Raw genomic sequence first — 20,795 nt, forward strand, 5'->3', positions numbered from 1 at the left:
TCTCCAACCTCTTTTCAAATGATATGGTGATGTCTTTGATTTTTTCTTCTATTGTTCCTGAATTTAATTGGCCGGAACACTTTCCGGTGTATTGACCACTAGTTGGACAGCGTCATAGGCATTGACATAGCCTGAACCGGTTTCCCAGGATTCATAGCCATCCATCGGCGTTGCGCTTTGCTGCAAGGCAGTTTTGATTTCGGATGGAGAAAGAGTTGGATCTGCTTCAAGCAATAAAGCGATGATGCCGGCGACATGTGGAGCGGCCATCGAAGTGCCGCTGAACGTCGTGTAATAGGGTAAATGGGCAGTTGAAATGGTTTCTGAATCCTTCTGCAAGCTGAGCGGCGCCAAAGGAGAAAGCACACGGGTTGAAATGATATCGACTCCTGGCGCGGTAATCGTCGGCTGATCCAGCCATTGGAACGTTTCACCATCAACCGTAACAGTTCCGCCTTTGCCTTTTACCCCTCGAGAAGAAAAGTCGGCCAAATGCCTGTTTTGATCGCCTGCTGCTACCGTGATCACCCATGGGGCTTTTTTATAGTTTCCGGAAATCGTTGATTCTGCAGAGCCGGAGTTTCCTGCAGAAAAGACGGTAGTAATTCCGCGGTCATACAATTTCTTCGTCGCGATGTTGATGGGGTGGTACGGGTCAAAATCGGTATTCGAATCGCTTGTGTCTCCCCATGAATTGGTGATGACGCGGATATTGTATTCCCGTTGATGCGTCAGAGCGTAATCGAATCCGCCGATGGTATCAAGAATGGCAATTGCGGCACCGGAACCATAGCCGATCAGATTCGCGCCAGGCGCCGCCCCTTCATATTTCCCGCCGGACATTGCACCCGTTCCACCGACAATGCCTGCCACATGCGTGCCATGGCCTGAAGTGGAATCGGTGTTAGGGACATTTTCAACATACGTGATAGGAGCGAGGCCGATTGTGCTGTTCAAATTCGTGCTTGCCAAGACATTCTGCACTAGGTTGCGGCCAAGCTGGTGGTCTTTGTGGGTGCCGTCGACTCCACTGTCGTTGACCACAACGCCAATGTTTTTGCCGGTCAGCGGAAAACCATTGTTCGCTTGCTGGATTGCTGGGTCTTCTCTAAGCCGGTCGACGCCTGTGAGTGAAGTGGAAGTTTCGTTGTCATACTGTAACGGTGCGTTATAGTAGATGGATTGGACGCTTTCTTCTGAAGAAAGGGACTTGATTTGCTGGGGAGTCAAAAGAGCTCCTGCCATGGGCAGGCTATTAAAGGAGATGCCTGTCTTGATGCCTAAGTCCGTTAACAGCTGAAGGTGTTCAGGGTTAACTTTTTCGGTGTCCCGGAACGTAATGATGACTTGGATGGGGCCCGAAAGATTTTTCTCTTGGAGCAGCGGCGCCAACAGCGGATCAATGATTGTTCCCGCAGAAGCGGAAGCAGCTGGCTGGCTCGTTCCGGCAGGCAGGAAGATCAATATTAGAGAAAGAAGAAGGGCTGTTGCGGCGTAGAAGGTTTTTTTCATGGATTTCTCTCCTTTAAGAGTCGCAATATTTTGTCTTGTCAATCATGTCATGGTCCGGATATTTCCGCTATTCACCAAGAGGTGTATTTTCATTAGTTAAAAAGGCGACCCCGGTTACTACTTTAGTAGTAATCTGGGTCGCCTTCAGTTTTTACAGCAAGGGTACGAGTTTATGTTGGACCGCGTAAATCAGCGCTTGAGAACGACTTTTAACATTGAGTTTCTTGAAAATATTGCTCATATGAATTTTGACGGTCTTATCACTGATAAAAAGCCGGTCTGCAATTTCTTTGTTCGACAGGCCTTCAACAAGTCCGAGAAGCACTTCCATTTCTCTTGGGGTCAACGAATTGTCTTCTTCTTTGTGATTAGCATGGTGAAGGGATAACAGCTTTTTGGTCATTGTCGGCGGAATGACGGATTCCCCCTGGCTCACCAACCGGATAGCCGAGATGACTTCTTCAGAAGGTGAGTCTTTCAGCAAATAGCCATTGGCCCCTTCCCGGATAGCAGCCATGAAGTATTCATCATCTTTATACATCGTCAATACAATAACTTTAATGTCGGGATACTTGGCCTTTACCCATTTGGTCAATTCGATGCCGTTTGTTTCCGGCATATTGATGTCCATTATGACTACTGCCGGTTGGAGATTCGGCAGCATTGTTTTTAATTGCGCAGCCCCGGTTGCTTCGCCGATGACTTTCATATCCTCTTCCTGCCCGATCATCGTTTTCAGCCCATCTCTCAGAATGGCATGATCATCCACTAACATTACTTCGATCACTTTGATTGTCCCCCTTTAAATCCCGCTTTCGGTATTCTGACAAAGATTTCGGTGCCGTTGTTCTTACTGCTTTCTATCTGAAACGCGGCTCCTACTTTTTCTGCGTCTTCGTTCATCTGTAAAATTCCGTAATGTGGTTCTTTCATAGCCGCTGTCATGGCTTCATATAGCGAAAAACCGATTCCGTCGTCCTTGACCGTCAGCAATATCTGATCGCGTTGATAGTTGAGCAAAATGCCGACTTTCCGGGCACATGCATGTTTGATGCAATTATGCAGGCTTTCCTGGATAATCGAAAAAATCGCTTTTTCCGCTACCAAATTCAGCTTCGGCTGTATGCCCCGGCTTTCAAAAGTGATATCGAGATCGAGGGCTTTATCCCGGTTCAATTCTTCAATCTTATTTTTGATAGCCATATAAAGGCCATGCTGTTCAGTCGGATACGGGCGCAATGCATAAATGGAATCCCGTATTTCCTGGAGTGCGCCGCGCAGGATGTTATTGCTGTCATTGACCAGCCATTGTGCATCTTGCGGATGGGAGTGGATCTTTTTGGCGGCGGCATCGAATTTCATTACGGCCCCCGCAAGAATCTGGGCGATGCCATCATGAATGTCGTGGGCGATGCGGTTGCGCTCTTCCAATAAAATCCGCTGTTCTTTTTCGGAAAAAAGCATCTGCGTTTTCAAAAAAATCGCCAATTGATTGGCAATGGTCGAAATTGAATGGACATCTTCTACAATAAAGCTGTTTGTACGGGTTTTTGCCATGATCAAGCAGCCCACTAATTCGTTTTCAAAAATGAGCGGAGCAAATACGGCTGATTGGATAGCCGGATTGAAATGCTGGGCGAGCGGCGACAGATGGATGTCGCTTTTATTGTAGACCGTGGTGGACTTCACTTGATCCAAAGCTGCGGCAACTGCAGCTTCCTTGGAAAGCGCCAAGTCGCCGTCGGCTATTGCCAGATTCCAATTGCCCTTTTCGTCGCGGGTCAACAAATAGCTTTCTTCGTAAGACACCACTTCTTTGATCAGCCCTTTAATTTCGTTTTCCCAGCCGGAGATCGGAATGGCTTTGTTCAATTCTGATGAAAAGTGGAACAAAGCTTTCAGCCTTAGCTTGTCAGCACTCAGCCGGATGATGACGGAACTGATGATTGCCAGGAAGATCAAAGGAGATAAAAAGAAGAAGTAGCTTAAAATGTCTCCGTCGCCCCGGTTTTGATTGCCGAGATAATGAAGCAGCATGCCATAAACCATGGAAATGGAAAAACTGAAAAGCTCCGCCCGGCTCTTCTGGAGCCAAGTAGAAAATGTGTACTTTTCCGGCCTAAGCAACAGGACGATATCGACAATTCCGTTGTTGATGAGGTAAAAAGAACCGATAAACAGCAGTAAAAAGAAAATGCTCAATGCGGAATCTGTAAGCCCTAGCTGAGGGACTGCCCAAGTTGTGATTTTATCCGCCAAAAACAAGCTGAGGACCAGCTGGGCAGGATTGAAAAAGATGATTCGGAGCGGCCGTTGATTGATCAAAGTCGTAAACAAGACCGCAGAAAAATATAAGACGGACGTTATTTCAATTCCATAGAGCAGATACGCCAGGTAGACGATCGGAAAAGTTAAAGAGGAATTTCCTTTTTGAAAAGGCATGGGAAAATATTCAGCGATAAAAATAAAGGCGATTAAAAAAAGCAATTCATACGGATCTCTGACCGGCTGGACGCCGAAAGCGGCATAGACCGCTACCGACCAGCCAATTGCCGAGATAAGCGTCATGAATAGCTGGGCAGTATAATGCCTGGAAGATGTTTGCTTCAAATGGTATCCATCCTAACGTGTCGAAAACCGGCTGGGCAGAAAGCCGCTCAACCGGTTTTCTGTAATTTTCCATAATCACTTAAAAAGCTGCGGAATGCCGTTCGATAAGGTGTAAATGCCCATCCAGGACATGGCAATCACAATGACGACACCGAAAATGGTCATCCAGAGCGGATGTTTGTAATCCCCGACAATTTTCGATTTATGTGCTGCCACCAGCATGACGCCGAGAGCCAGCGGCAAGATCAAGCCGTTCAGCGAGCCGACAAGGACGAGAATGAGGACCGGCTGTCCGACAATGACGAGAACCGTCGTCGAGATGACGATGAAACTGATGATCAAAAAGCGGTTGTATTTTTCAAGCGCCGGACTGAATGTGCGGATAAAGGAAACGGATGTATAAGCCGCACCGACGACCGAAGTGACAGCCGCCGCCCACATGACGACGCCGAAAATCTTGTAGCCGATATTTCCGGCTGCCAATTGGAACACGGAAGCCGGCGGATTGGAAGGGTCAAGGGCAAGCCCTTGGGAGACGACGCCCAAAACGGCCAAGAACAAAATGATGCGCATGAAAGAAGCGATCAGGATGGCATAGATGGAACTGCGCGTCACTTCCGGCACTGCCGCTCTTCCGGTAAGCCCGGCATCGATCAGCCGGTGGCCGCCTGCAAAAGTGATGTAGCCGCCGACAGTTCCGCCGACAAGCGTCACGATGGCGAAGATGTCAATTGTATCCGGAATGAATGTCTTGGCAACGGCTTCCCCGATTGGTGGCTGTGCTGTGAACATGACGTAGAGCGTCAAACCGATCATGACAAAGCCAAGGATCTGGGCGAAGCGGTCCATCGCTTTCCCGGCTTCTCTGACAATAAAGATGCCGATGGCAAGCAGTCCGCTGATCAAAGCGCCGATTTTCGGATCGATTCCAAAAAGGACATTCAACCCGAGACCCGCGCCGCCGACGTTCCCGATGTTGAAGGCAAGGCCGCCCATGACTACGAGCAGCGCCAGCAAGTAGCCGAGGCCCGGCAGGACATCATTGGCAATGTCTTGTGCGCGCTTTCCTGATACCGCAATGATGCGCCAGATGTTTGTCTGGGCCCCGATATCGATGATGATGGATATTAAAATGACAAATCCGAATGAGGCCAGCAATTGTTCGGTGAAGACGGTGGTCTGGGTCAGGAAACCGGGCCCGATGGCGGAAGTCGCCATCAGGAACGCGGCGCCGAGCAGCACACTGCGGTTCGTGTTCTTCATGTTCTTCTCCTCCTTCTCCTCCTGATTTACATGAAATCTTCCACTTTCATGACGCCGATTCCTGCATCTTTCAGAGATTTCGAAATGGCTTCGGCAAAATCGAGTGCTGTCACACCGTCGCCATGGATACAGATCGTTTCGGCCTGTATAGCAATGTCCTGGTGTTCGACGGTTTCCACTTTTTGTTCCTTGACCATACGTATGACTTGGTTGATGGCAGTACCGGTATCCGTAATCAGCGCATTCGGCTGTGTGCGCGGCGTCAATGTGCCGTCCGGCTGATAGGTGCGGTCCGAGAAAACTTCATTGGCGGTTCGCAGGCCGAGCTTTTCGCCGGCTTTCACCAATTCGCTCCCGGACAAACCGAAGAGGATGAGTTCCGGGTTGATGTCATAGACGGCTTCTGCAATCGCTTCGGACAAGGCGGCATTTTTGGCTGCCATATTGTACAAGGCGCCATGCGCTTTGACGTGCTGGAGCTTTCCGCCTTCCGCTTGGACAAACCCCGACAGTGCCCCGATCTGATAGACGGTCAGGTCATATGCTTCCTGGGGCGACAGACTGATGTTGCGCCGGCCAAAGCCGACCAGGTCCTGCAGCCCCGGATGCGCACCGATGCCGACGTTTTTTTCGAGCGCCATTTTCACCGTTTTGCGCATCGTCGCCGGGTCGCCGGCGTGGAAGCCGCACGCGATGTTGGCGGATGTCACGAAATCCAGGATGTCTTCATCATGGCCCATGGTGTAGGCGCCGAAACTCTCGCCCATATCGCAGTTCAAGTCTACTTTGAAAGTCATTTCCATTCCTCCATTTTCAAGTCGATTCCGATTTTTAGTTGGCGGATGTGCTGTTCCTGATCGATCAAGCGCTTCTGTGCTTCCTCGAGCGATATTTCTTTAAAGCGGATCCGGTCGCCGGGATTCAACTGGCTGATAAGCGGCAAATCGACAGATGCCACTTGGCCGATTTTCGGATAGCCACCGGTTGTCTGCCGGTCCGCCATCAAAACGATCGGATTGCCGTCTGAAGGCACTTGAACCGAGCCGAACGCCACCGGCTCCGAGATCAATTCGTCCGGCGTTTCCAGCGCAAGAGGGGAGCCTTCAAGCCGGTAGCCCATCCGGTCGGAATGGGACGACACCGTAAATGGATCGGAGAAAATGCGCTCTTTGCTGCGGGCGTCAAAAAGATTGAATTGGCGGCCCCTCATCAGGCGGACGACCGGCTCATGATAATAGTTCGGCGCCTGGATTTGCCATTCGATTTCGGCAGTGGCGGCTTTGCGGAGTGCCGCCATCCGTTCCGGTGCTGCCGTCCTCACCTGCAGGCGGTCGCCGGCTTTCAAGGCTCTCCCTTGGAAACCGCCGATTTCTGCCCGCAAATAGGTGGATTTGCTGTGCATAACTTCTTCCACTGAAATGCCACCGGCAACTGCCAAATAAGCGCGGCACCCTTTCTTCGGCGCCCCGAATCTCAAAATGCTTCCTTTGGACACCGCCAGGATGCGCCACATTTTGCAGCTTTTCCCGTCGATAGCCGGGGACAAATCGCCGCCGCAGATCGCGATGCAGGTGTCCGCTTCGAATTCGATTTCCGGGCCGATCAAGGAGATTTCCAGGGTGGCGGCATTTTCCCCATTGCCGACAAGCAAATTGGCAATGCGATGGGCGAAAGGGTCCATGACGCCGCTGGCAATGACGCCGTATTTCTGGAAGCCGTAGCGTCCGAGGTCCTGTACTGTCGTGAGCATGCCGCTTTTAATGATCTTCAGCATTCGGCTCCTCCTCCCATGCGTTGTAGTCGGCTTCTGCGATGCGGCGGAAGACGACGGTGTCGCCAGCCCGCAGGAGACTTGGAATGGCCTGCTCCGGCCGGAATAAACGGATCGGCGTCCGTCCGATCAATTGCCAGCCACCGGGCGTTTCGATCGGATAGACCCCGGTCTGTTTGCCGGCGATGCCTACAGTGCGTTCCGGAATCCGCAGACGCGGCGTATCGCGCCTCGGCGCCGCAATTTTCCCGGACATGCCGCTGATGAAAGGGAATCCAGGCGCAAAGCCGATCATGGACACGGAGTACGTGCCGGAAGTATGGATTTCGATGACTTGTTCTGGCGTTAACCCGTTGTGCTCAGCCACGAACTCAAGGTCCGGGCCGAACTCGCCGCCGTAGCAGACCGGGATTTCCACGGTGCGGGAAGCGGACTCTGCTGCCTCTCCCAATTGTTTCAACAGCTCGCCAAGCACGGTTTTGGCGGACTCGTAAGAAGCAGCCAGCGGATTGTAAAAAACCGCCACTGTCGTAAATGCCGGGATAAATTCCACCATCCATACCGGCGGCCGTTCTTCGAGCAGCGCTGCAATGGCCCGGACCTTCTTTTGCACCGCCGCATTGATTTCGGTGCCGGCTTCAATGACAATCGCCCCGTCGCCGAGCGGAGAAAACGTAAAGCTCATGCTGCCATCTCCCATCCTCTGATTATTCGAACTACTTAGGAACTAGTATACTGTTTTCACATGAATGAGTAAAAGTATTCAGGGGAAGTTATATCATTATTTATAACAACTCCTGTTGCTGCTGGAACTTCAGTATGACTTTTGCTCCAGGCTGCGAAAGCTTTGTGCCAATAAAAAAAGCTGCCCATAAAGGGCAGCATTTTCCTTCTTATTCTTCGATTTCGACTTTCTGCGTTACGTCAGCGCCATTGAAGAATTGGCCTGAAATTTCAGCAATCGTGCCGTCTTCAAGCATTTCCCCGATGACGCGGTTCACGTTCTCGACGAGTTCTTCGTTGTCTTTGTTCATGACCACACTCACTTCAGACGGGCTGTATTTCAAGTCCGGATGGATGGTGATGTTCAGCTCCGGGAATGCAGCAAGCGCAAGCGTCTGGAGGTAATAGTCGTTCAAGATTACATCTGTGCGGCCGATTGCCACGTCACGCAAATACACTTCGTTCGTTGCATTGTCGTAGACGACTTCTTCTGCGCCATATGAACGGGCTGTTTCCATGTATACGGAGGTAGAAGCACCTGCAGCTTTTTTGCCTTTCAAGTCTTCCATTGTCTTGATCCCGGACAAATCATCTTTGCGGACGATGGCCGTCCCGTAGGAATATTTGAACGGCGTGGAGAATGCGAACTTCTCTTTGCGGTCTTCTGTTGATTCGATGTCATTGGCCGCCATATCCACTTTTCCAGTTTGGACCGAAGTCAGCATTTCATCAAAACCAAGCTCTGTGAATTCGACTTCAAGCTCAAGCCGGTTGGCGATTTCACGCACGACTTCAACTTCAAAACCGGTCAATTCATCCGTGCCTTCTTCGCGGAACGAAGTCGGGAACAATGTGCCGGAAGTGGCGACAGTCAATGTGCCTTCTTCTTTTATTTCATCCCATGCTGTTTTTTCTTCCGTGCCGCTGTCGCTTTGGGATGAACCGCAGCCGGCTAATAAGGAAAGGGACAAAGCAGCTGTCAGCAGCGTCAAGCCCTGTTTCGTCAATAAATTCTTCATGTACCGCACCTCCTGATGTCTTTTCACTAAAAACATACCTGAATAGCCGGGGATAGTAAAGGTTTATAGCCGATTACATTAAAGTCTAAAGATTCAAATAAAACGGTTGACGAAGGGGTTTGGAGAGGATTACACTGTAGTCGACCACCTTGGTCGAAAAAGAAATGCGAGGATGGCAGAGCATGGATAAATTCAAGAAGCTCGACGTACAAAAACAACAGAAAATCCTGGAAGCGGCCTTGAGGGAATTTGCGGAAAACGGTTATGAAAAAGCTTCAACCAATCAAATTGTCAAAAAAGCGGGCATCGGCAAAGGGATGCTGTTCTATTATTTCAACAACAAGAAAGAGCTATATGAATACTTGGTGGAATACAGTTTGACGGTTATGACAGAGCAATACTACGGGATGGCGGATTTGGCGGAGCCGGATTTTATTGAGCGCCTGAAAAAAATTGCCGCCATTAAATTGAAAGCACAGGCCGAGAATGCGCATGTTTTCAACTTTATCGGTACCGCCATGCTGGCAAAGGATGCCGGATTGCCGCCGCGCCTCCAGAAGAAATATGAAGAAATGCAGAAAAAAGGCTATGCCATGCTTTACGAAGGCATCGACAAAAACAGGTTCCGGGAGGGTATCGATGTAGAGAAGGCCTTCCGGTTGATCCAGTGGGCGATTGAAGGCTACCAGAATGACTTGGTACGCAGGCTCAGCGGTGCAAAATTGGCTTCCGTCGATTTCGGCCCTTATTGGAGCGAGTTTTATGAGTACCTCGATATTCTAAAAAAAAGTTTCTATAAAGAAGGGGAGTGGGAAAAGTGACAATCCTAAAAACGGTTGGGCTGACAAAAAAATTCGGGGATTTTGCTGCTTTGGACGGTGTCGATATTGAAGTGGAGAAAGGGGAAGTCTACGGCTTTATCGGTCCAAACGGCTCCGGAAAATCGACGACGATCCGTGTGCTGCTGGGCATTTTAAAAGCAACCGAAGGCGAGGCGACGGTCTTTGGCAAAGACGCCTGGAAAGAAGCGGTCGATATTCATAAACGGGTCGGCTATGTACCCGGGGATGTAGACCTTTGGCCGAATTTGACAGGCGGGGAAGTAATCGATTTGTTCATTAAATTGCGCGGCGGCAACAGCAAAAACCGCCGGGATGAATTGATTCAAAGATTCGATTTGGACCCAGCCAAGAAATGCAGGACCTATTCCAAAGGGAACCGCCAGAAAGTGGCATTGATCGCCGCCTTGTCCACAGATGCGGATCTGTATATTTTGGATGAACCTACTTCCGGGCTCGATCCGTTGATGGAACGGATTTTCCAGGAATGGGTCATGGAAGCGAAAGCGGCAGGAAAAAGCATCTTGCTGTCGAGCCATATCTTGTCGGAAGTTGAGAAATTATGCGATAAAGTGGCGATTATCAGGCAAGGGAAGATCATTGAAAAAGGCACGTTAAAGGAACTCCAGCACCTAACCGGCACCATCGTATTGGTCGAAACCAAGGAACCGATGCCGGAATTGGCAGGCGTCAAAGGGGTACGGGGCATCAAAGAGAAGGGAGAAGCGCTGTCGTTTCAAGTGGACCAAGAAGAATTGGATAACGTCATCCGCTATGTCAGCCGCTTCGGCATCCTGCGGTTGGAAAGTTCGCCGCCGACACTGGAGGAATTGTTCATCCGCCATTATGAAGCAAGCGGAACAAGAGCCGAAACAGGAGCGGGAGGCGGAAGATAATGGGCAACGGCCAATTTAACGGTACAGGGAGCTTGAGCCGCTTTATCCTGCGGCGCGACCGGATCCGCCTCCCGGCCTGGATTTTCGGTTTTGTGTTCGTGACGCTGCTGATTGCCGTAGCATTTACAGGGCTTTACGGGAGTGATGAGGAACGGCAGGCCATGGCAGCGACAATGGAAAATCCGGCCATGACAGCCATGACCGGGCCAGGCTTCGGTTTGGCGGATTATACGATGGGAGCGATGCTCGCGCATCAGATGCTGCTCATGACGGCGGTTGTTGTAGGCTTGATGAATGTGCTGTTGACCGTTCGCCATACCCGTGCGGACGAAGAAGACGGGCGCGTCGAGATGATCCGTTCCTTGCCAGTGGGCCGCTTGTCGAATGTGGCTGCAACGCTGCAAGTGCTGTTTTTGGCCAATGTCTTGTTGGCGTTACTCATCGGCGTCAGCTTGTATGCCTTGAATATCGAAAGCATGGATTTGCAAGGGTCGCTTTTATACGGCGCCGCATTAGGGGCGACGGGCATATTTTTTGCCGCTTTGACAGCTGTTTTCGCTCAGCTGGCGCAGAATTCCAGAAGCGCCTTGGGGTTTTCGATTGCCGCTTTGCTGCTGGCGTATATCGTACGGGCAATCGGCGACGTCAGCAATGAAACCATCTCCTGGTTTTCGCCGCTCGGATGGATTTTGCGCTCCGAAGTATACGTCAACAATATATGGTGGCCGGTCCTGCTGACGGCGGGCGCCGCTCTGGTGCTGGTTGCGGCGGCCATGTACCTGAATTCCATCCGTGATTTGGGAGCCGGCTTCCTGCCGGCAAGGCCCGGGCGGCTCCGTGCTTCCGCCCTTTTGCAAGGTCCGCTGGGCCTGGCCTTTCGGCTTCAGCGTACGGGGCTGATCGCCTGGGCAGTCGGGATGTATGTACTGGGTGTTTCCTACGGATCGGTAATGGGCGACATGGATTCCTTTTTTGCCGATGTGGAAATCATGCAGGATTTGCTGGTGCCGAAAGAAGGCTTTTCCCTGATTGAACAATTTGTGCCGATATTGATGTCGGTCATGGGAATTTTCTGCGCCATTCCTGTACTGATGGCCATCTTGAAATTGAAGGGAGAAGAGAAGAACGGACGGATCGAACACATTCTGGGAAGGGCGGTATCGAGAAGCCGCCTGCTGGGCAGTTATTTGGTGATTTCTTTGGCTGCCAGCTTTATCATGCTGTCATTGGCAGGCCTGGGTTTTGGCACCACTGCCAATGCCATGGTGGCAGAAGGGTTCGATGTTGGCATGGCCTACCAGGCGGCGCTTGCGTATCTGCCGGCACTTTGGGCCATGGTCGGGCTGGCAGTGCTGCTTCTTGGCTGGGCGCCGCGGTTCACAGGGGCCATTTGGTTCTACCTGGCCGTCTCGTTTTTCATCATCTATCTTGGCAACCTGTTCCAGTTTGAGGAATGGGTCGGGAAACTGACTCCTTTCGGATACGTATCAGGCCTGCCGATTGAAGAGTTTGATACGGTCCAGGCAATTGGATTGACGGCAGCTGCAGTGGTGTTGGCAGCGATCGGTTTTATGGGATACAACAGAAGAGATATCGGCAAATTATGAAGGAGGAATAAAAAATGGCTCAATCACTCCCGAAAATCGTTCCCTTTTTGATGTTCACAGGCCAGGCGGAAGAAGCGATGAAATTCTACACCTCCGTTTTTGCAGATTCGGATATTGATGAAATCACTTATAACTTGGACGGATCCGTCATGAAAGCACAGTTCAAGCTGAACGGCCAGGCGTTTATGTGCATCGACAGCACGATTGAACATAAATTTACGTTTACGCCGGCAATCTCCATGTTCGTCAACTGCACGAGTGCCGCGGAAATCGACCGGAGCTTCAGCCAACTCTCCGAAGGCGGCGAAGAATTGATGCCGCTCGGCGAATATCCATTCAGCCGGAAATTCGGCTGGCTCGTCGACCGTTTCGGCGTGTCATGGCAATTGAATCTGGAATGAGGGCTATCCAAAAAGTCCAAAATTGAAGACCAAAGGAGAAAAAGCCGCACTTTTTCTCCTTTGGTCTTTTCCATATTCTATAAACGGCTGATGGGAATGAAGGCGGCGAGCAAGTTGGCCGAAGGTAGTTCGGCCAACTTGTTTGCGACGAAGCAGCGAAGCGATGCAGGAGCACCGGTTTTCCCAGCGGGCCAGCGAAGTGCCGAAATCCACTCGGACGCCAGTCAATGCTTGACCGAAGCTTGCGAGGGCAAGTATTTGCGACGAGCTTGCGCAGGAGCACAAGTTCTTTGTTAGTTCGGCGCGAGCCCCCGGAAAGCGTCCGCCGCAATGGACAGCAGCCCTTCTAGGATAGCCTCTTATTAGTTTACGATAGTTTTCGTTTACGTTACGAGAAAAAGAGCCAAACGATGACAGGGCCGAGAAAGGAGCCGACGACCGCGCTCAATGTCATGGCAACGGAACTCATGGAAGCGTCTTCGATGCCGTACTCGAATGCTTTCGCCGTTCCAAGGCCGTGGGCGGAAGAGCCGAGGCCGATCCCGCGTCCGATCGGGGATTCGACGCCAAGCAGCTTCAAAAGCCGCGGACCGATGATGAGGCCCGTGAAACCCGCAATCATGACAAATACGGCGGCCAATGAAGGAATGCCGCCAAGCCCTTCAGCCAGCTGCATTGCTACAGGTGTAGTAATCGATTTCGGCAGAATGGTCATGACCATTTCATTTGAAAATCGCAATAGCTTGGCCAACAACGCGCCGCTGAGCATGCCGGCAAGGGCGCCCGCTGTAACGCCGGCCGCCACTGGCCACAAATTCCGTGCGAGCAGGCTGCGCTGTTTGTACAGCGGAACGGCGAGAGCGACAACGGCAGGGCCGAGCAGCGCGCCGATCCATTGGCCGCCCAGCATATAGCGGCTATAAGGGATATCGAAAGCCAACAGGATGGCAATCAATGCGACCGTCGTGGTCAGTACAGGCGTCAATAAGGTCCAGCGGTATTTCACGTACAGGCTGTTGAAAAAGAGGTAGGCAACGGTGGTAAGGCCGGCAAACAATCCGGCGAGAAGAAAGAGCTCCATTCTTAATTCGCCTCCTTTTCTGCGCTGCGGCGTGAAGCCCATTGGCTAAGGAGAGCTGAAACGGCCATGGTCAGCAAGGTGCTGGCCATGACAATCACAATCAGCCACAGCCCCTTTCCGGTAAAGACGTCTCCGTATTGCATGACGCCCACTGTTGCCGGAATGAAATATAAGGATAAAAAGGCCAGCAGGAACTGGGCTCCCGATTCGATCCAGCGGAGGGGATAGATTTTCAGCAACAGGGCCGCAAAAAGAAGCAGGAAGCCGATGATGCTGCCGGGGAGCGGCAAGTTGAACCAGTTGCGCAGCCACTCGCCTGCCAGATAGAAACCGTATAAAACGATGAGTTGGATAAAAATGATGAGGAATTTCATCGGCCACGCGCCTTTCAGGGAAATAGTCGGGTAAGCGCCTTGGACCGGCGCCAATTGATAAGATCAGGTTTTGCTCCTTCAAAGGGCTGCGGCCAAAGCCGCCGGAAAGTTCTTTCCATAGTAGATTATTTTACCGCATTTCAGCGGCTACGGCGAAATGAAATTGCCGGACGGGGCTGGAAAAGCCGGTTTTCGCTTCTGCAATTGAAACTTTAATCTGCGGCATACGTAAGGAAAGAGAAGAAAGGGGAGTTGGAAATGGGCAACTACACGATTGAGGAGTTTATTCGCCAGACAAAGCAGGATGAACAGGAGAACGATTATTTCGAGCTCGAAACACCGCGTATACTGGAAGTGAATCTGCAGGATATGGTCTGGGCCAAAGCCGGGTCGATGATTTCCTACACGGGGCAGATCAAATTCGAGCGGGAGCGGATGCTTGAACACGGTGTGGGCACGATGTTCAAAAAAGCATTGACCGGCGAGGGCACGTCTTTGATGAAGGCGACAGGCCGAGGCCGGCTGTATTTGGCGGACAAAGGCAAGAAAATCACGATATTCGAATTGAACGGCGAAGCCATCACTGTCAACGGCAATGATTTGCTCGCTTTTGAGCCGGGAATCCAGTGGGAAATCAAGATGATGCGGAAAATGGCCGGTGTCATGGCCGGCGGGCTGTTCAATGTGACGCTGCAAGGCAAAGGCCGGGTAGCCATCACTTCCCATTACGAACCGTTGACGCTTTTGGTGCGGCCGGGAGAGACGGTATTGACGGACCCCAATGCGACAGTCGCCTGGTCTGGAAATCTGAAGCCTGAATTCCGGACGGATGTGACGCTTCGGACATTCCTAGGGCGCGGAAGCGGCGAGTCGATCCAGATGGAGTTTAGCGGAGAAGGGTTCGTCATCGTCCAGCCATACGAAGAAGTGTATACAGCCGGAAATCCGGGCGGTTAAATCGTTTGAACCGGCGCCATTCGGGAATAAGGAGACCAATGAACAGACTTTTTAAAGAAAGGGGCTGCCATTGGTGGGGAAAACTGATTTGGCGAAAGCGTTGGAAGCGCAGTTCCGGAATGAAATCGAAAAGCAGATCCAGAAAACGGATGAATACAAGCAGACACTTTATCATTACACCGGCATCCACAGTTTGATGGGGATGGTTGAAACCAATAATTTGTGGATGAGCAAAGGAACGTTCCTGAATGATTCGAGTGAACTGTTTTATTTCAGGGATGTGCTGAAAGCGGTTCTGGAAAAAATGGATATACCTCAAGACAAGGAACGGTGGCACCGCTTCATCGGTGATTTGGAAAGAGCGATGGCCCGTTTTTTGTCAGAGATTGAAGACGGCGGTTTTGAAGTTTATGTTTTTTCCATGTCCTATTCACCGGATTCACTGGCGCTTTGGTACAATTATGCCAAAGGGGAAGGCTATAACCTCGGATTTTCGAGGGACGAGCTGTTGTCCGGCATACAACGTTCCCCGGCAGACGGCACGCTCCTCCATGGCCTCGTCGAGTACAGCCGCCAGAAACAGGAGCTGATTTTAATGGGGCTGCTGCTCGGGACCTTTCAATTGTTGGACGAATTCGCCGGGCAGGAAGCAGAAGGCGTGTTGGAGAAACATTTTTTTACGGTCGTGGCGACATGCGCCATCTTTTTCAAAGAACCGGCTTTTGCAAGTGAAGAGGAATACCGGATTGCAATGATCCACCATCTTGCTGAAGCACCGGCAAATGTCAGTTTCCGGGCGCGAAATGGTGTCATCATCCCTTATATTGCTGTGAATTTTGAAGAGAAGCTGCCCATCAGCCATGTCACCATTGGTCCCAAAAACAATATCGACATCGCCAAAAGGGGCATTGAGCAATACTTGAAAACAAAAGGCTATGATTTGAAAGGCATCATCATCAAAAAATCGGTAGCGGCTTTGAGGTATTAAAGTTCGAGGCGGCTGGCAGGGAGTTTAGCTTTTTAAAAAAACATTTTCAGAAACAACGGCTGCGCTGATATGGCGGGCCGTTTTTTCTATGCGCATAAAGTTCAGGCTGTCGGATGCAGCAGTCCAAGAGCCTGCAAAAGAGAAAGCGCTTCTACTGCACTGGCCAAAGGGAAAAGAAGCAAATGAAAATCGCATCGCTGTGCGGCTCAGCCTTTTGTTGCACGCAAATAAATTCGGCTTGATGCATAAAAATTATTTCAATAAAAAAGGAAGAAATTCCTTATTCACAAAATAGACAGTTTTTCTGAAAATTTAGAGCAGTATATGTTGATTTTTCTAGTTAATGTTGTATTATGAGTTAGTGCGATATATTGCATGCAGAATTTAGGGGCTCGAAACGTTATTTTGGGATTGTATTTTATATTTTAATTAAGCTTAGATTTATATCTCAAGGAGGAAAGAAAGATGGATAAGAAATTATCGTTTAATGCATATGCCGTAATCGGCATGATGCTGTTTGCTTTGTTTTTCGGTGCCGGGAACTTGATCTTCCCTGCTCAATTGGGACAAGCCGCTGGAACTGAAGTCGGAATGGCGATCTTCGGATTTCTGATTACCGGAGTTGGGCTGCCGCTTCTTGGCATCCTGGCGATCGGGTATTCGAAAAGCAGCGATCTGCAGGATTTATCAAGCCGTGTCCACCCGATCTTCGGTGTGGTGTTCACGTCTCTTTTGTATTTGACGATCGGGCCATTCTTCGCATTGCCGAGAACGGGCGCCGTTTCATATGAAATCGGCATCGCGCCGTTCATAGGGCAAGAGTTTGCGGCTATCGGGCTGCCGCTCTTTTCGCTGATTTTCTTCGGAATCTCGTTATGGGTGTCGCTGAACCCGTCGAAGTTAGTTGACAATATCGGCAAATTCTTATCACCGGCTATTTTATTGACGCTGGCAGCATTATTGATCATGGCGATCGTCAATCCGATGAGCGCGATCGGAGCGCCTCAAGAAGCGTACGCAAGCGGTTCGTTCCTTAAAGGGTTTACGGAAGGCTACAACACTATGGACGCTCTCGCATCGTTGGTGTTCGGCATTATCGTAATTGCGACAGTCCGTAAACTAGGCGTCACTTCACCGAAAGGCATCCTTTCTGCAACCATGAAGAGCGGCATTGTCGCAGCCGGCCTTTTGGCTGTGGTATATACAGGAATCGCTTATCTTGGAGCGACAAGTGTAGGGACACTTGGCATGTTCGATACAGGCGGACCTGTCCTGAGCGGCGCTTCTTCCCATTACTTTGGCACGTTCGGGGCTTTGCTGCTGGCAGTCATCATCACGCTTGCGTGTTTGACGACTGCAATCGGTTTGACAGTAGCCAATGCTGAATATTTCCATAAGCTATTGCCGAAAGTAAGCTATAAAATGTTTGTCGTAATTTTTTCCGTGTTTTCACTTGTTGTTACCAACGCCGGACTTTCAAACATCATCACTTATTCAGTGCCGGTATTGATGTTCTTGTACCCGCTCGCTATCGTGCTGATCATGCTGGCATTCCTTTCGCCTCTTTTCAAGCACGACCGCCTGGTGTACATTTCGGCCATGGCCGTGACGTTCTTCATCGCCATAGTCGATGGGCTGAAGACATTGACTGCTTCGCTTGGGGTTTCAAATCCCGCGTGGCTGCAGTCCGTGATCGACTTTTATGCTTCTACGCTCCCGCTTTACAGCGACGGGCTCGGCTGGCTGGTGCCGGCTGTCATCACCATTGCGATTGCTGCGGTGATTGCCCGGAGCCGGAGAAGTCTGAATGTACAAACGGCACGCCACTAAGCGTAAACGGAGTTTGATGGCCGGCCCGAAAATCGGGCTGGCTTGAAATACAAAAAGCTGCCCTGCAAGTTTTGCTTGCGGGACAGCTTTTTTCTATTGCTATAGGGAGAGATCGTCAACGGTGCGAATCCAGTTTTCTTTCATGAGTTTGGCCACTTTTTCCGTGTCCTTCTTTTTCAACGCTGCAATAATGCGTGCGTGTTCATCTGCGGAATGTGCAGTCAGGATGAGGGAATGATGATAGAACTGCCTTCTGACATGGGCTTGCAGGCTGTTGAGAATCGTTTCCACGTAAGGGTTTTGCGCGGCATCGACAATGCACTTGTGAAACTCCTCATCAATTTTCAAGGCAGCAAAATTGTCTTTGGACTCGATGGCTTCCAGGAAACGGGTATTGGTTTCTTGGAGGCGTTCAATACCCCCTTTATCAAGGTGGGGAATCGCCAGTTCAGCCGCAAGGGCCTGCAAAGCGGATAAGGGCGGCAATAAGGTTTTCAGGTCTTCCTTGTCGACCGGGGTCACCCGTGTCGCTTTTCCGGGGAACATTTCAACAAAACCTTGGACTTCAAGCAATTGGAGCGCTTCCCGGATGGGGGTCCGGCTCAAGTTCAACGCCTGGGCCAAGTCGGTATCGATCAACTTTTCTTCAGGCTGTAAGGTGCCATCAATAATCCATTGCTGTAATTGGTTATATGCACTTTCCTTAGCTGTAAGACGGACTGGTTTTGCGTGATCTACGGGAATCGGCATAACAAGAGCACCCTTTCTATTGCTTCAATAGTTAAAATTATACACCATTTTGTGGAAATTGAAAAATACTTTATACGATATATCGCTGAAACGCTTCCGTTTTTTGCCGAAGCCCCTTTGCGCTGCCGCTCCTGGTCTCTGTGAAACCGCAACCGGCTGGCGCAATTTCTTGGGCGTGCCGGTATGATTGGCGGGTGCTTTGTATTACACTGAGAAGAAGAAAATCGGTTTTTACAGATAGGATGAGTGGCTATGAGACAGGAAATTTCAATAACTGTGACAGATAAAGCGAAGGCGGAATTCCAGCGGGGCTTTCCGCTGATTACAAAAGAAGCGCTCGAAGATGTTGAAGGGCTGGCAACTGAAGGAGCAATCCTCGAATTGAATGACCGCCAAGGCCGTTTCTTGGCAAAAGGCTATTATGGCAAGCAGAACAAAGGGTATGGCTGGGTGCTGACGCGCAATAAAGACGAAGCGATCAACCAGGCTTTTATCGAACGAACGCTGAAAGAAGCATTCGGACACCGCCAAGGTTTTTTTAATGACCCGTCCACTACGGCGTTCCGCCTTTTCAATGGGGAAGGGGATGGCTTCGGCGGCTTGACGATCGATTATTATGACGGCTTTTATTTATTGAGCTGGTATAGTGAGGGCGTCTATACATTCAAAGACGAAGTTATCTCCGCATTGCAGAATGTGGCAGACTGCAGAGGGATCTACCAGAAAAAGCGTTTTGATACAAAAGGGCAGTACATCGAAGAAGATGATTTTGTGGCAGGCGAGCGCGGGGAGTTTCCGTTGATCGTCAAAGAAAATGGCATTAATTTTGCTGTTTATTTGAACGACGGGGCCATGACCGGAATCTTCCTCGACCAACGGGACGTCCGGAATGCCTTGAAGGAAAAGTATGCGCGCGGCAAAACGGTGCTGAACACCTTTTCGTATACCGGAGCATTTTCGGTGGCAGCGGCGATCGGTGGGGCGGCTAAGACCACAAGCGTCGACCTCGCAAAGCGCAGCAACAGCAAGACGATCGAACAATTCAGCGTTAACGGCATCGATTACGAAAGCCAGGACATCCTGGTCATGGATGTCTTCAATTATTTCAAGTACGCCAAGCGCAAAGAGCTGAAGTTCGACGTGGTCGTCCTCGACCCGCCAAGCTTTGCCCGCTCGAAAAAGTACACGTTCAGCACGTCGAAGGATTATACCAATTTGATGAAAGAAGCGATTGCCATTACGGAACAGAAGGGCCTGATCGTCGCTTCGACCAATAGCGCGTCTTTCGGCATGAAGAAATTCAAAGGATTTATTGAAAAGGCGTTCAAGGAAGAAGGAAGGAAATACCGCATTGTTGAAGAATTCACGCTGCCGCCGGATTTCCGGGTGCGCAAGGAGTTCAAAGAAGGCGATTACTTAAAAGTCCTGTTTGTGAAGTTGGACTGATGATTTAAATAAATTGATTTAAATATTCTTTAACTATCGATATTCCGCAAAACAGCTGCTTAAAATCGCTTGCTCCTTCGCGCAGGAGCAGTGCACTTTCATGTTTCAAAGCTTGCGTAACGATGCAGAAACAGTACGGTTTTCTGCGCTGTTTTGCTCCATATCTTAGATAGCGTTACGAAAAAAGTGATGATATCAGCTTTCACTGCATGGCACCAGCGCCGGCGTGCCCTAAGCGCCTAAGCGATGTATAGAAACCTTATTGTTAAGTTCACCAATATATTTGTGGCGGAATTTTGAAGCGGTTCAGCATTTATTCAAGGGCTGCACCGCTTGATGTTTGTTTGGGAAGCGATCCGCTTTTATAATAGATACAGATTGCGAGGGGAAATGATGATTAAGAACGCATTGCAGAAGTTTCGGTTCATGGGATTTATTGAAGGTGGATCGCTGTTGGTATTGCTGTTTTTGGCAATGCCGTTAAAATACTTTTTCGGCTTTCCGGAAGCGGTAAGCGTAGTCGGCGCCATCCACGGCGGGCTGTTCACGCTTTACTGTTTGATGATCGTCTATATGACGTTCGTGGCAAGGTGGCCGTTCCGTTTCTCGGTGGCGGCAGTGGCGGTGGCATTCATTCCGTTCGGGAATTTTGTTCTCGACAAGCGGCTGGAAAACTGGCAGCAACTCAAGACAGCTTGAAACACTTGCGGAATCTTTTCCGCAAGTGT

The 20,795-nt window shown here is 50.3% G+C and carries 20 protein-coding genes; 9 read left to right on the plus strand and 11 right to left on the minus strand.

Going from position 1 to position 20,795, the window contains the following annotated elements:
* Positions 1-63: 63 nt before the first annotated feature.
* The 8 genes from ACTL32_RS17560 to ACTL32_RS17595 form a co-directional block, all read right to left on the minus strand.
* Complete coding sequence (locus ACTL32_RS17560) at positions 64-1,512, minus strand: S8 family serine peptidase (protein ID WP_441342677.1); 1,449 nt, start codon at positions 1,510-1,512, stop codon at positions 64-66.
* Between the two features lie 151 nt (positions 1,513-1,663).
* Positions 1,664-2,299 carry a response regulator gene (locus ACTL32_RS17565; protein ID WP_441342678.1) on the minus strand — a complete coding sequence of 212 codons (636 nt, stop codon included), beginning with the start codon at positions 2,297-2,299 and terminating at the stop codon, positions 1,664-1,666.
* Positions 2,296-4,122 (minus strand): GAF domain-containing sensor histidine kinase, encoded by a 1,827-nt coding sequence (locus ACTL32_RS17570; RefSeq protein WP_441342679.1) that lies wholly within the window; start codon positions 4,120-4,122, stop codon positions 2,296-2,298. The genes ACTL32_RS17565 and ACTL32_RS17570 overlap by 4 nt, the downstream gene beginning before the upstream one ends.
* Before the next feature lie 75 nt (positions 4,123-4,197).
* The gene (locus ACTL32_RS17575; protein ID WP_441342680.1) at positions 4,198-5,385 is read right to left on the minus strand and encodes an NRAMP family divalent metal transporter; all 1,188 of its coding nucleotides are present in this window, start codon (positions 5,383-5,385) and stop codon (positions 4,198-4,200) included.
* Between the two features lie 26 nt (positions 5,386-5,411).
* A complete protein-coding gene (locus tag ACTL32_RS17580) occupies positions 5,412-6,182 on the minus strand; it encodes a LamB/YcsF family protein (protein WP_441342681.1) in 771 nt (256 codons plus the stop codon).
* Entirely contained in the window at positions 6,179-7,159 is a 981-nt protein-coding gene (locus ACTL32_RS17585) for a biotin-dependent carboxyltransferase family protein (protein WP_441342682.1), read from the minus strand. The genes ACTL32_RS17580 and ACTL32_RS17585 overlap by 4 nt, the downstream gene beginning before the upstream one ends.
* Positions 7,143-7,841: a 5-oxoprolinase subunit PxpB gene (gene pxpB / locus ACTL32_RS17590; protein WP_441342683.1), complete on the minus strand. Its 699-nt coding sequence runs from the start codon at positions 7,839-7,841 to the stop codon at positions 7,143-7,145. The genes ACTL32_RS17585 and pxpB overlap by 17 nt, the downstream gene beginning before the upstream one ends.
* Before the next feature lie 208 nt (positions 7,842-8,049).
* Entirely contained in the window at positions 8,050-8,898 is an 849-nt protein-coding gene (locus ACTL32_RS17595; RefSeq protein WP_204892893.1) for a transporter substrate-binding domain-containing protein, read from the minus strand.
* A gap of 182 nt (positions 8,899-9,080) precedes the next feature.
* On the opposite strand from ACTL32_RS17595, the gene ACTL32_RS17600 reads away from it, so the two are divergent.
* The 4 genes from ACTL32_RS17600 to ACTL32_RS17615 are packed head-to-tail and all read left to right on the plus strand — an operon-like array spanning position 9,081 to position 12,641.
* Positions 9,081-9,719: a TetR/AcrR family transcriptional regulator gene (locus ACTL32_RS17600; protein ID WP_441342684.1), complete on the plus strand. Its 639-nt coding sequence runs from the start codon at positions 9,081-9,083 to the stop codon at positions 9,717-9,719.
* Positions 9,716-10,633, plus strand: a complete 918-nt coding sequence (locus ACTL32_RS17605) for an ABC transporter ATP-binding protein (RefSeq protein ID WP_441342685.1) — start codon at positions 9,716-9,718, stop codon at positions 10,631-10,633. Before ACTL32_RS17600 ends, ACTL32_RS17605 begins: the two co-directional genes overlap by 4 nt.
* Positions 10,633-12,240 (plus strand): ABC transporter permease, encoded by a 1,608-nt coding sequence (locus tag ACTL32_RS17610; RefSeq protein ID WP_441342686.1) that lies wholly within the window; start codon positions 10,633-10,635, stop codon positions 12,238-12,240. The genes ACTL32_RS17605 and ACTL32_RS17610 overlap by 1 nt, the downstream gene beginning before the upstream one ends.
* Before the next feature lie 14 nt (positions 12,241-12,254).
* On the plus strand, positions 12,255-12,641 hold the full coding sequence (locus ACTL32_RS17615) for a VOC family protein (RefSeq protein WP_441342687.1): 387 nt from the start codon (positions 12,255-12,257) through the stop codon (positions 12,639-12,641).
* Positions 12,642-13,029: 388 nt separating this feature from the next.
* Here the strand turns inward: ACTL32_RS17615 and ACTL32_RS17620 are convergent, their stop codons facing one another.
* Entirely contained in the window at positions 13,030-13,722 is a 693-nt protein-coding gene (locus ACTL32_RS17620; protein WP_441342689.1) for an LrgB family protein, read from the minus strand.
* Between the two features lie 2 nt (positions 13,723-13,724).
* A complete protein-coding gene (locus ACTL32_RS17625; protein ID WP_441342690.1) occupies positions 13,725-14,096 on the minus strand; it encodes a CidA/LrgA family protein in 372 nt (123 codons plus the stop codon).
* A gap of 258 nt (positions 14,097-14,354) precedes the next feature.
* On the opposite strand from ACTL32_RS17625, the gene ACTL32_RS17630 reads away from it, so the two are divergent.
* The 3 genes from ACTL32_RS17630 to brnQ all read left to right on the plus strand — a co-directional run bounded on the left by ACTL32_RS17630 (position 14,355) and on the right by brnQ (position 17,871).
* On the plus strand, positions 14,355-15,053 hold the full coding sequence (locus tag ACTL32_RS17630; RefSeq protein ID WP_441342691.1) for an AIM24 family protein: 699 nt from the start codon (positions 14,355-14,357) through the stop codon (positions 15,051-15,053).
* 73 nt (positions 15,054-15,126) lie between these two features.
* Entirely contained in the window at positions 15,127-16,041 is a 915-nt protein-coding gene (locus tag ACTL32_RS17635; RefSeq protein ID WP_441342692.1) for a DUF2971 domain-containing protein, read from the plus strand.
* Positions 16,042-16,506: 465 nt separating this feature from the next.
* Complete coding sequence (gene brnQ, locus ACTL32_RS17640; protein WP_441342693.1) at positions 16,507-17,871, plus strand: branched-chain amino acid transport system II carrier protein; 1,365 nt, start codon at positions 16,507-16,509, stop codon at positions 17,869-17,871.
* A gap of 99 nt (positions 17,872-17,970) precedes the next feature.
* Here the strand turns inward: brnQ and ACTL32_RS17645 are convergent, their stop codons facing one another.
* Positions 17,971-18,621 carry a GntR family transcriptional regulator gene (locus ACTL32_RS17645; protein ID WP_441342694.1) on the minus strand — a complete coding sequence of 217 codons (651 nt, stop codon included), beginning with the start codon at positions 18,619-18,621 and terminating at the stop codon, positions 17,971-17,973.
* Between the two features lie 252 nt (positions 18,622-18,873).
* Here ACTL32_RS17645 and ACTL32_RS17650 point away from each other — a divergent pair, with 252 nt between their 5' ends.
* Together ACTL32_RS17650 and ACTL32_RS17655 are read left to right on the plus strand one after the other, a co-directional pair.
* A complete protein-coding gene (locus tag ACTL32_RS17650) occupies positions 18,874-20,067 on the plus strand; it encodes a class I SAM-dependent rRNA methyltransferase (RefSeq protein ID WP_441342695.1) in 1,194 nt (397 codons plus the stop codon).
* A gap of 393 nt (positions 20,068-20,460) precedes the next feature.
* A complete protein-coding gene (locus ACTL32_RS17655; RefSeq protein WP_441342715.1) occupies positions 20,461-20,766 on the plus strand; it encodes a DUF3817 domain-containing protein in 306 nt (101 codons plus the stop codon).
* Positions 20,767-20,795: the final 29 nt, after the last annotated feature.

It is taken from the genome of Planococcus sp. FY231025, from assembly GCF_052078085.1.
Taxonomy (GTDB): domain Bacteria; phylum Bacillota; class Bacilli; order Bacillales_A; family Planococcaceae; genus Planococcus.

What these genes read in the sequence shown, in the direction of transcription:
- ACTL32_RS17560 (WP_441342677.1), bottom strand. Translation starts at nt 1,512, where the DNA reads ATGAAAAAAACCTTCTACGCCGCAACAGCCCTTCTTCTTTCTCTAATA.
- ACTL32_RS17575 (WP_441342680.1), bottom strand. Translation starts at nt 5,385, where the DNA reads ATGAAGAACACGAACCGCAGTGTGCTGCTCGGCGCCGCGTTCCTGATG.
- ACTL32_RS17580 (WP_441342681.1), bottom strand. Translation starts at nt 6,182, where the DNA reads ATGACTTTCAAAGTAGACTTGAACTGCGATATGGGCGAGAGTTTCGGC.
- ACTL32_RS17585 (WP_441342682.1), bottom strand. Translation starts at nt 7,159, where the DNA reads ATGCTGAAGATCATTAAAAGCGGCATGCTCACGACAGTACAGGACCTC.
- pxpB (WP_441342683.1), bottom strand. Translation starts at nt 7,841, where the DNA reads ATGAGCTTTACGTTTTCTCCGCTCGGCGACGGGGCGATTGTCATTGAA.
- ACTL32_RS17595 (WP_204892893.1), bottom strand. Translation starts at nt 8,898, where the DNA reads ATGAAGAATTTATTGACGAAACAGGGCTTGACGCTGCTGACAGCTGCT.
- ACTL32_RS17600 (WP_441342684.1), top strand. Translation starts at nt 9,081, where the DNA reads ATGGATAAATTCAAGAAGCTCGACGTACAAAAACAACAGAAAATCCTG.
- ACTL32_RS17610 (WP_441342686.1), top strand. Translation starts at nt 10,633, where the DNA reads ATGGGCAACGGCCAATTTAACGGTACAGGGAGCTTGAGCCGCTTTATC.
- ACTL32_RS17615 (WP_441342687.1), top strand. Translation starts at nt 12,255, where the DNA reads ATGGCTCAATCACTCCCGAAAATCGTTCCCTTTTTGATGTTCACAGGC.
- ACTL32_RS17620 (WP_441342689.1), bottom strand. Translation starts at nt 13,722, where the DNA reads ATGGAGCTCTTTCTTCTCGCCGGATTGTTTGCCGGCCTTACCACCGTT.
- ACTL32_RS17625 (WP_441342690.1), bottom strand. Translation starts at nt 14,096, where the DNA reads ATGAAATTCCTCATCATTTTTATCCAACTCATCGTTTTATACGGTTTC.
- ACTL32_RS17630 (WP_441342691.1), top strand. Translation starts at nt 14,355, where the DNA reads ATGGGCAACTACACGATTGAGGAGTTTATTCGCCAGACAAAGCAGGAT.
- brnQ (WP_441342693.1), top strand. Translation starts at nt 16,507, where the DNA reads ATGGATAAGAAATTATCGTTTAATGCATATGCCGTAATCGGCATGATG.
- ACTL32_RS17645 (WP_441342694.1), bottom strand. Translation starts at nt 18,621, where the DNA reads ATGCCGATTCCCGTAGATCACGCAAAACCAGTCCGTCTTACAGCTAAG.
- ACTL32_RS17650 (WP_441342695.1), top strand. Translation starts at nt 18,874, where the DNA reads ATGAGACAGGAAATTTCAATAACTGTGACAGATAAAGCGAAGGCGGAA.
- ACTL32_RS17655 (WP_441342715.1), top strand. Translation starts at nt 20,461, where the DNA reads ATGATTAAGAACGCATTGCAGAAGTTTCGGTTCATGGGATTTATTGAA.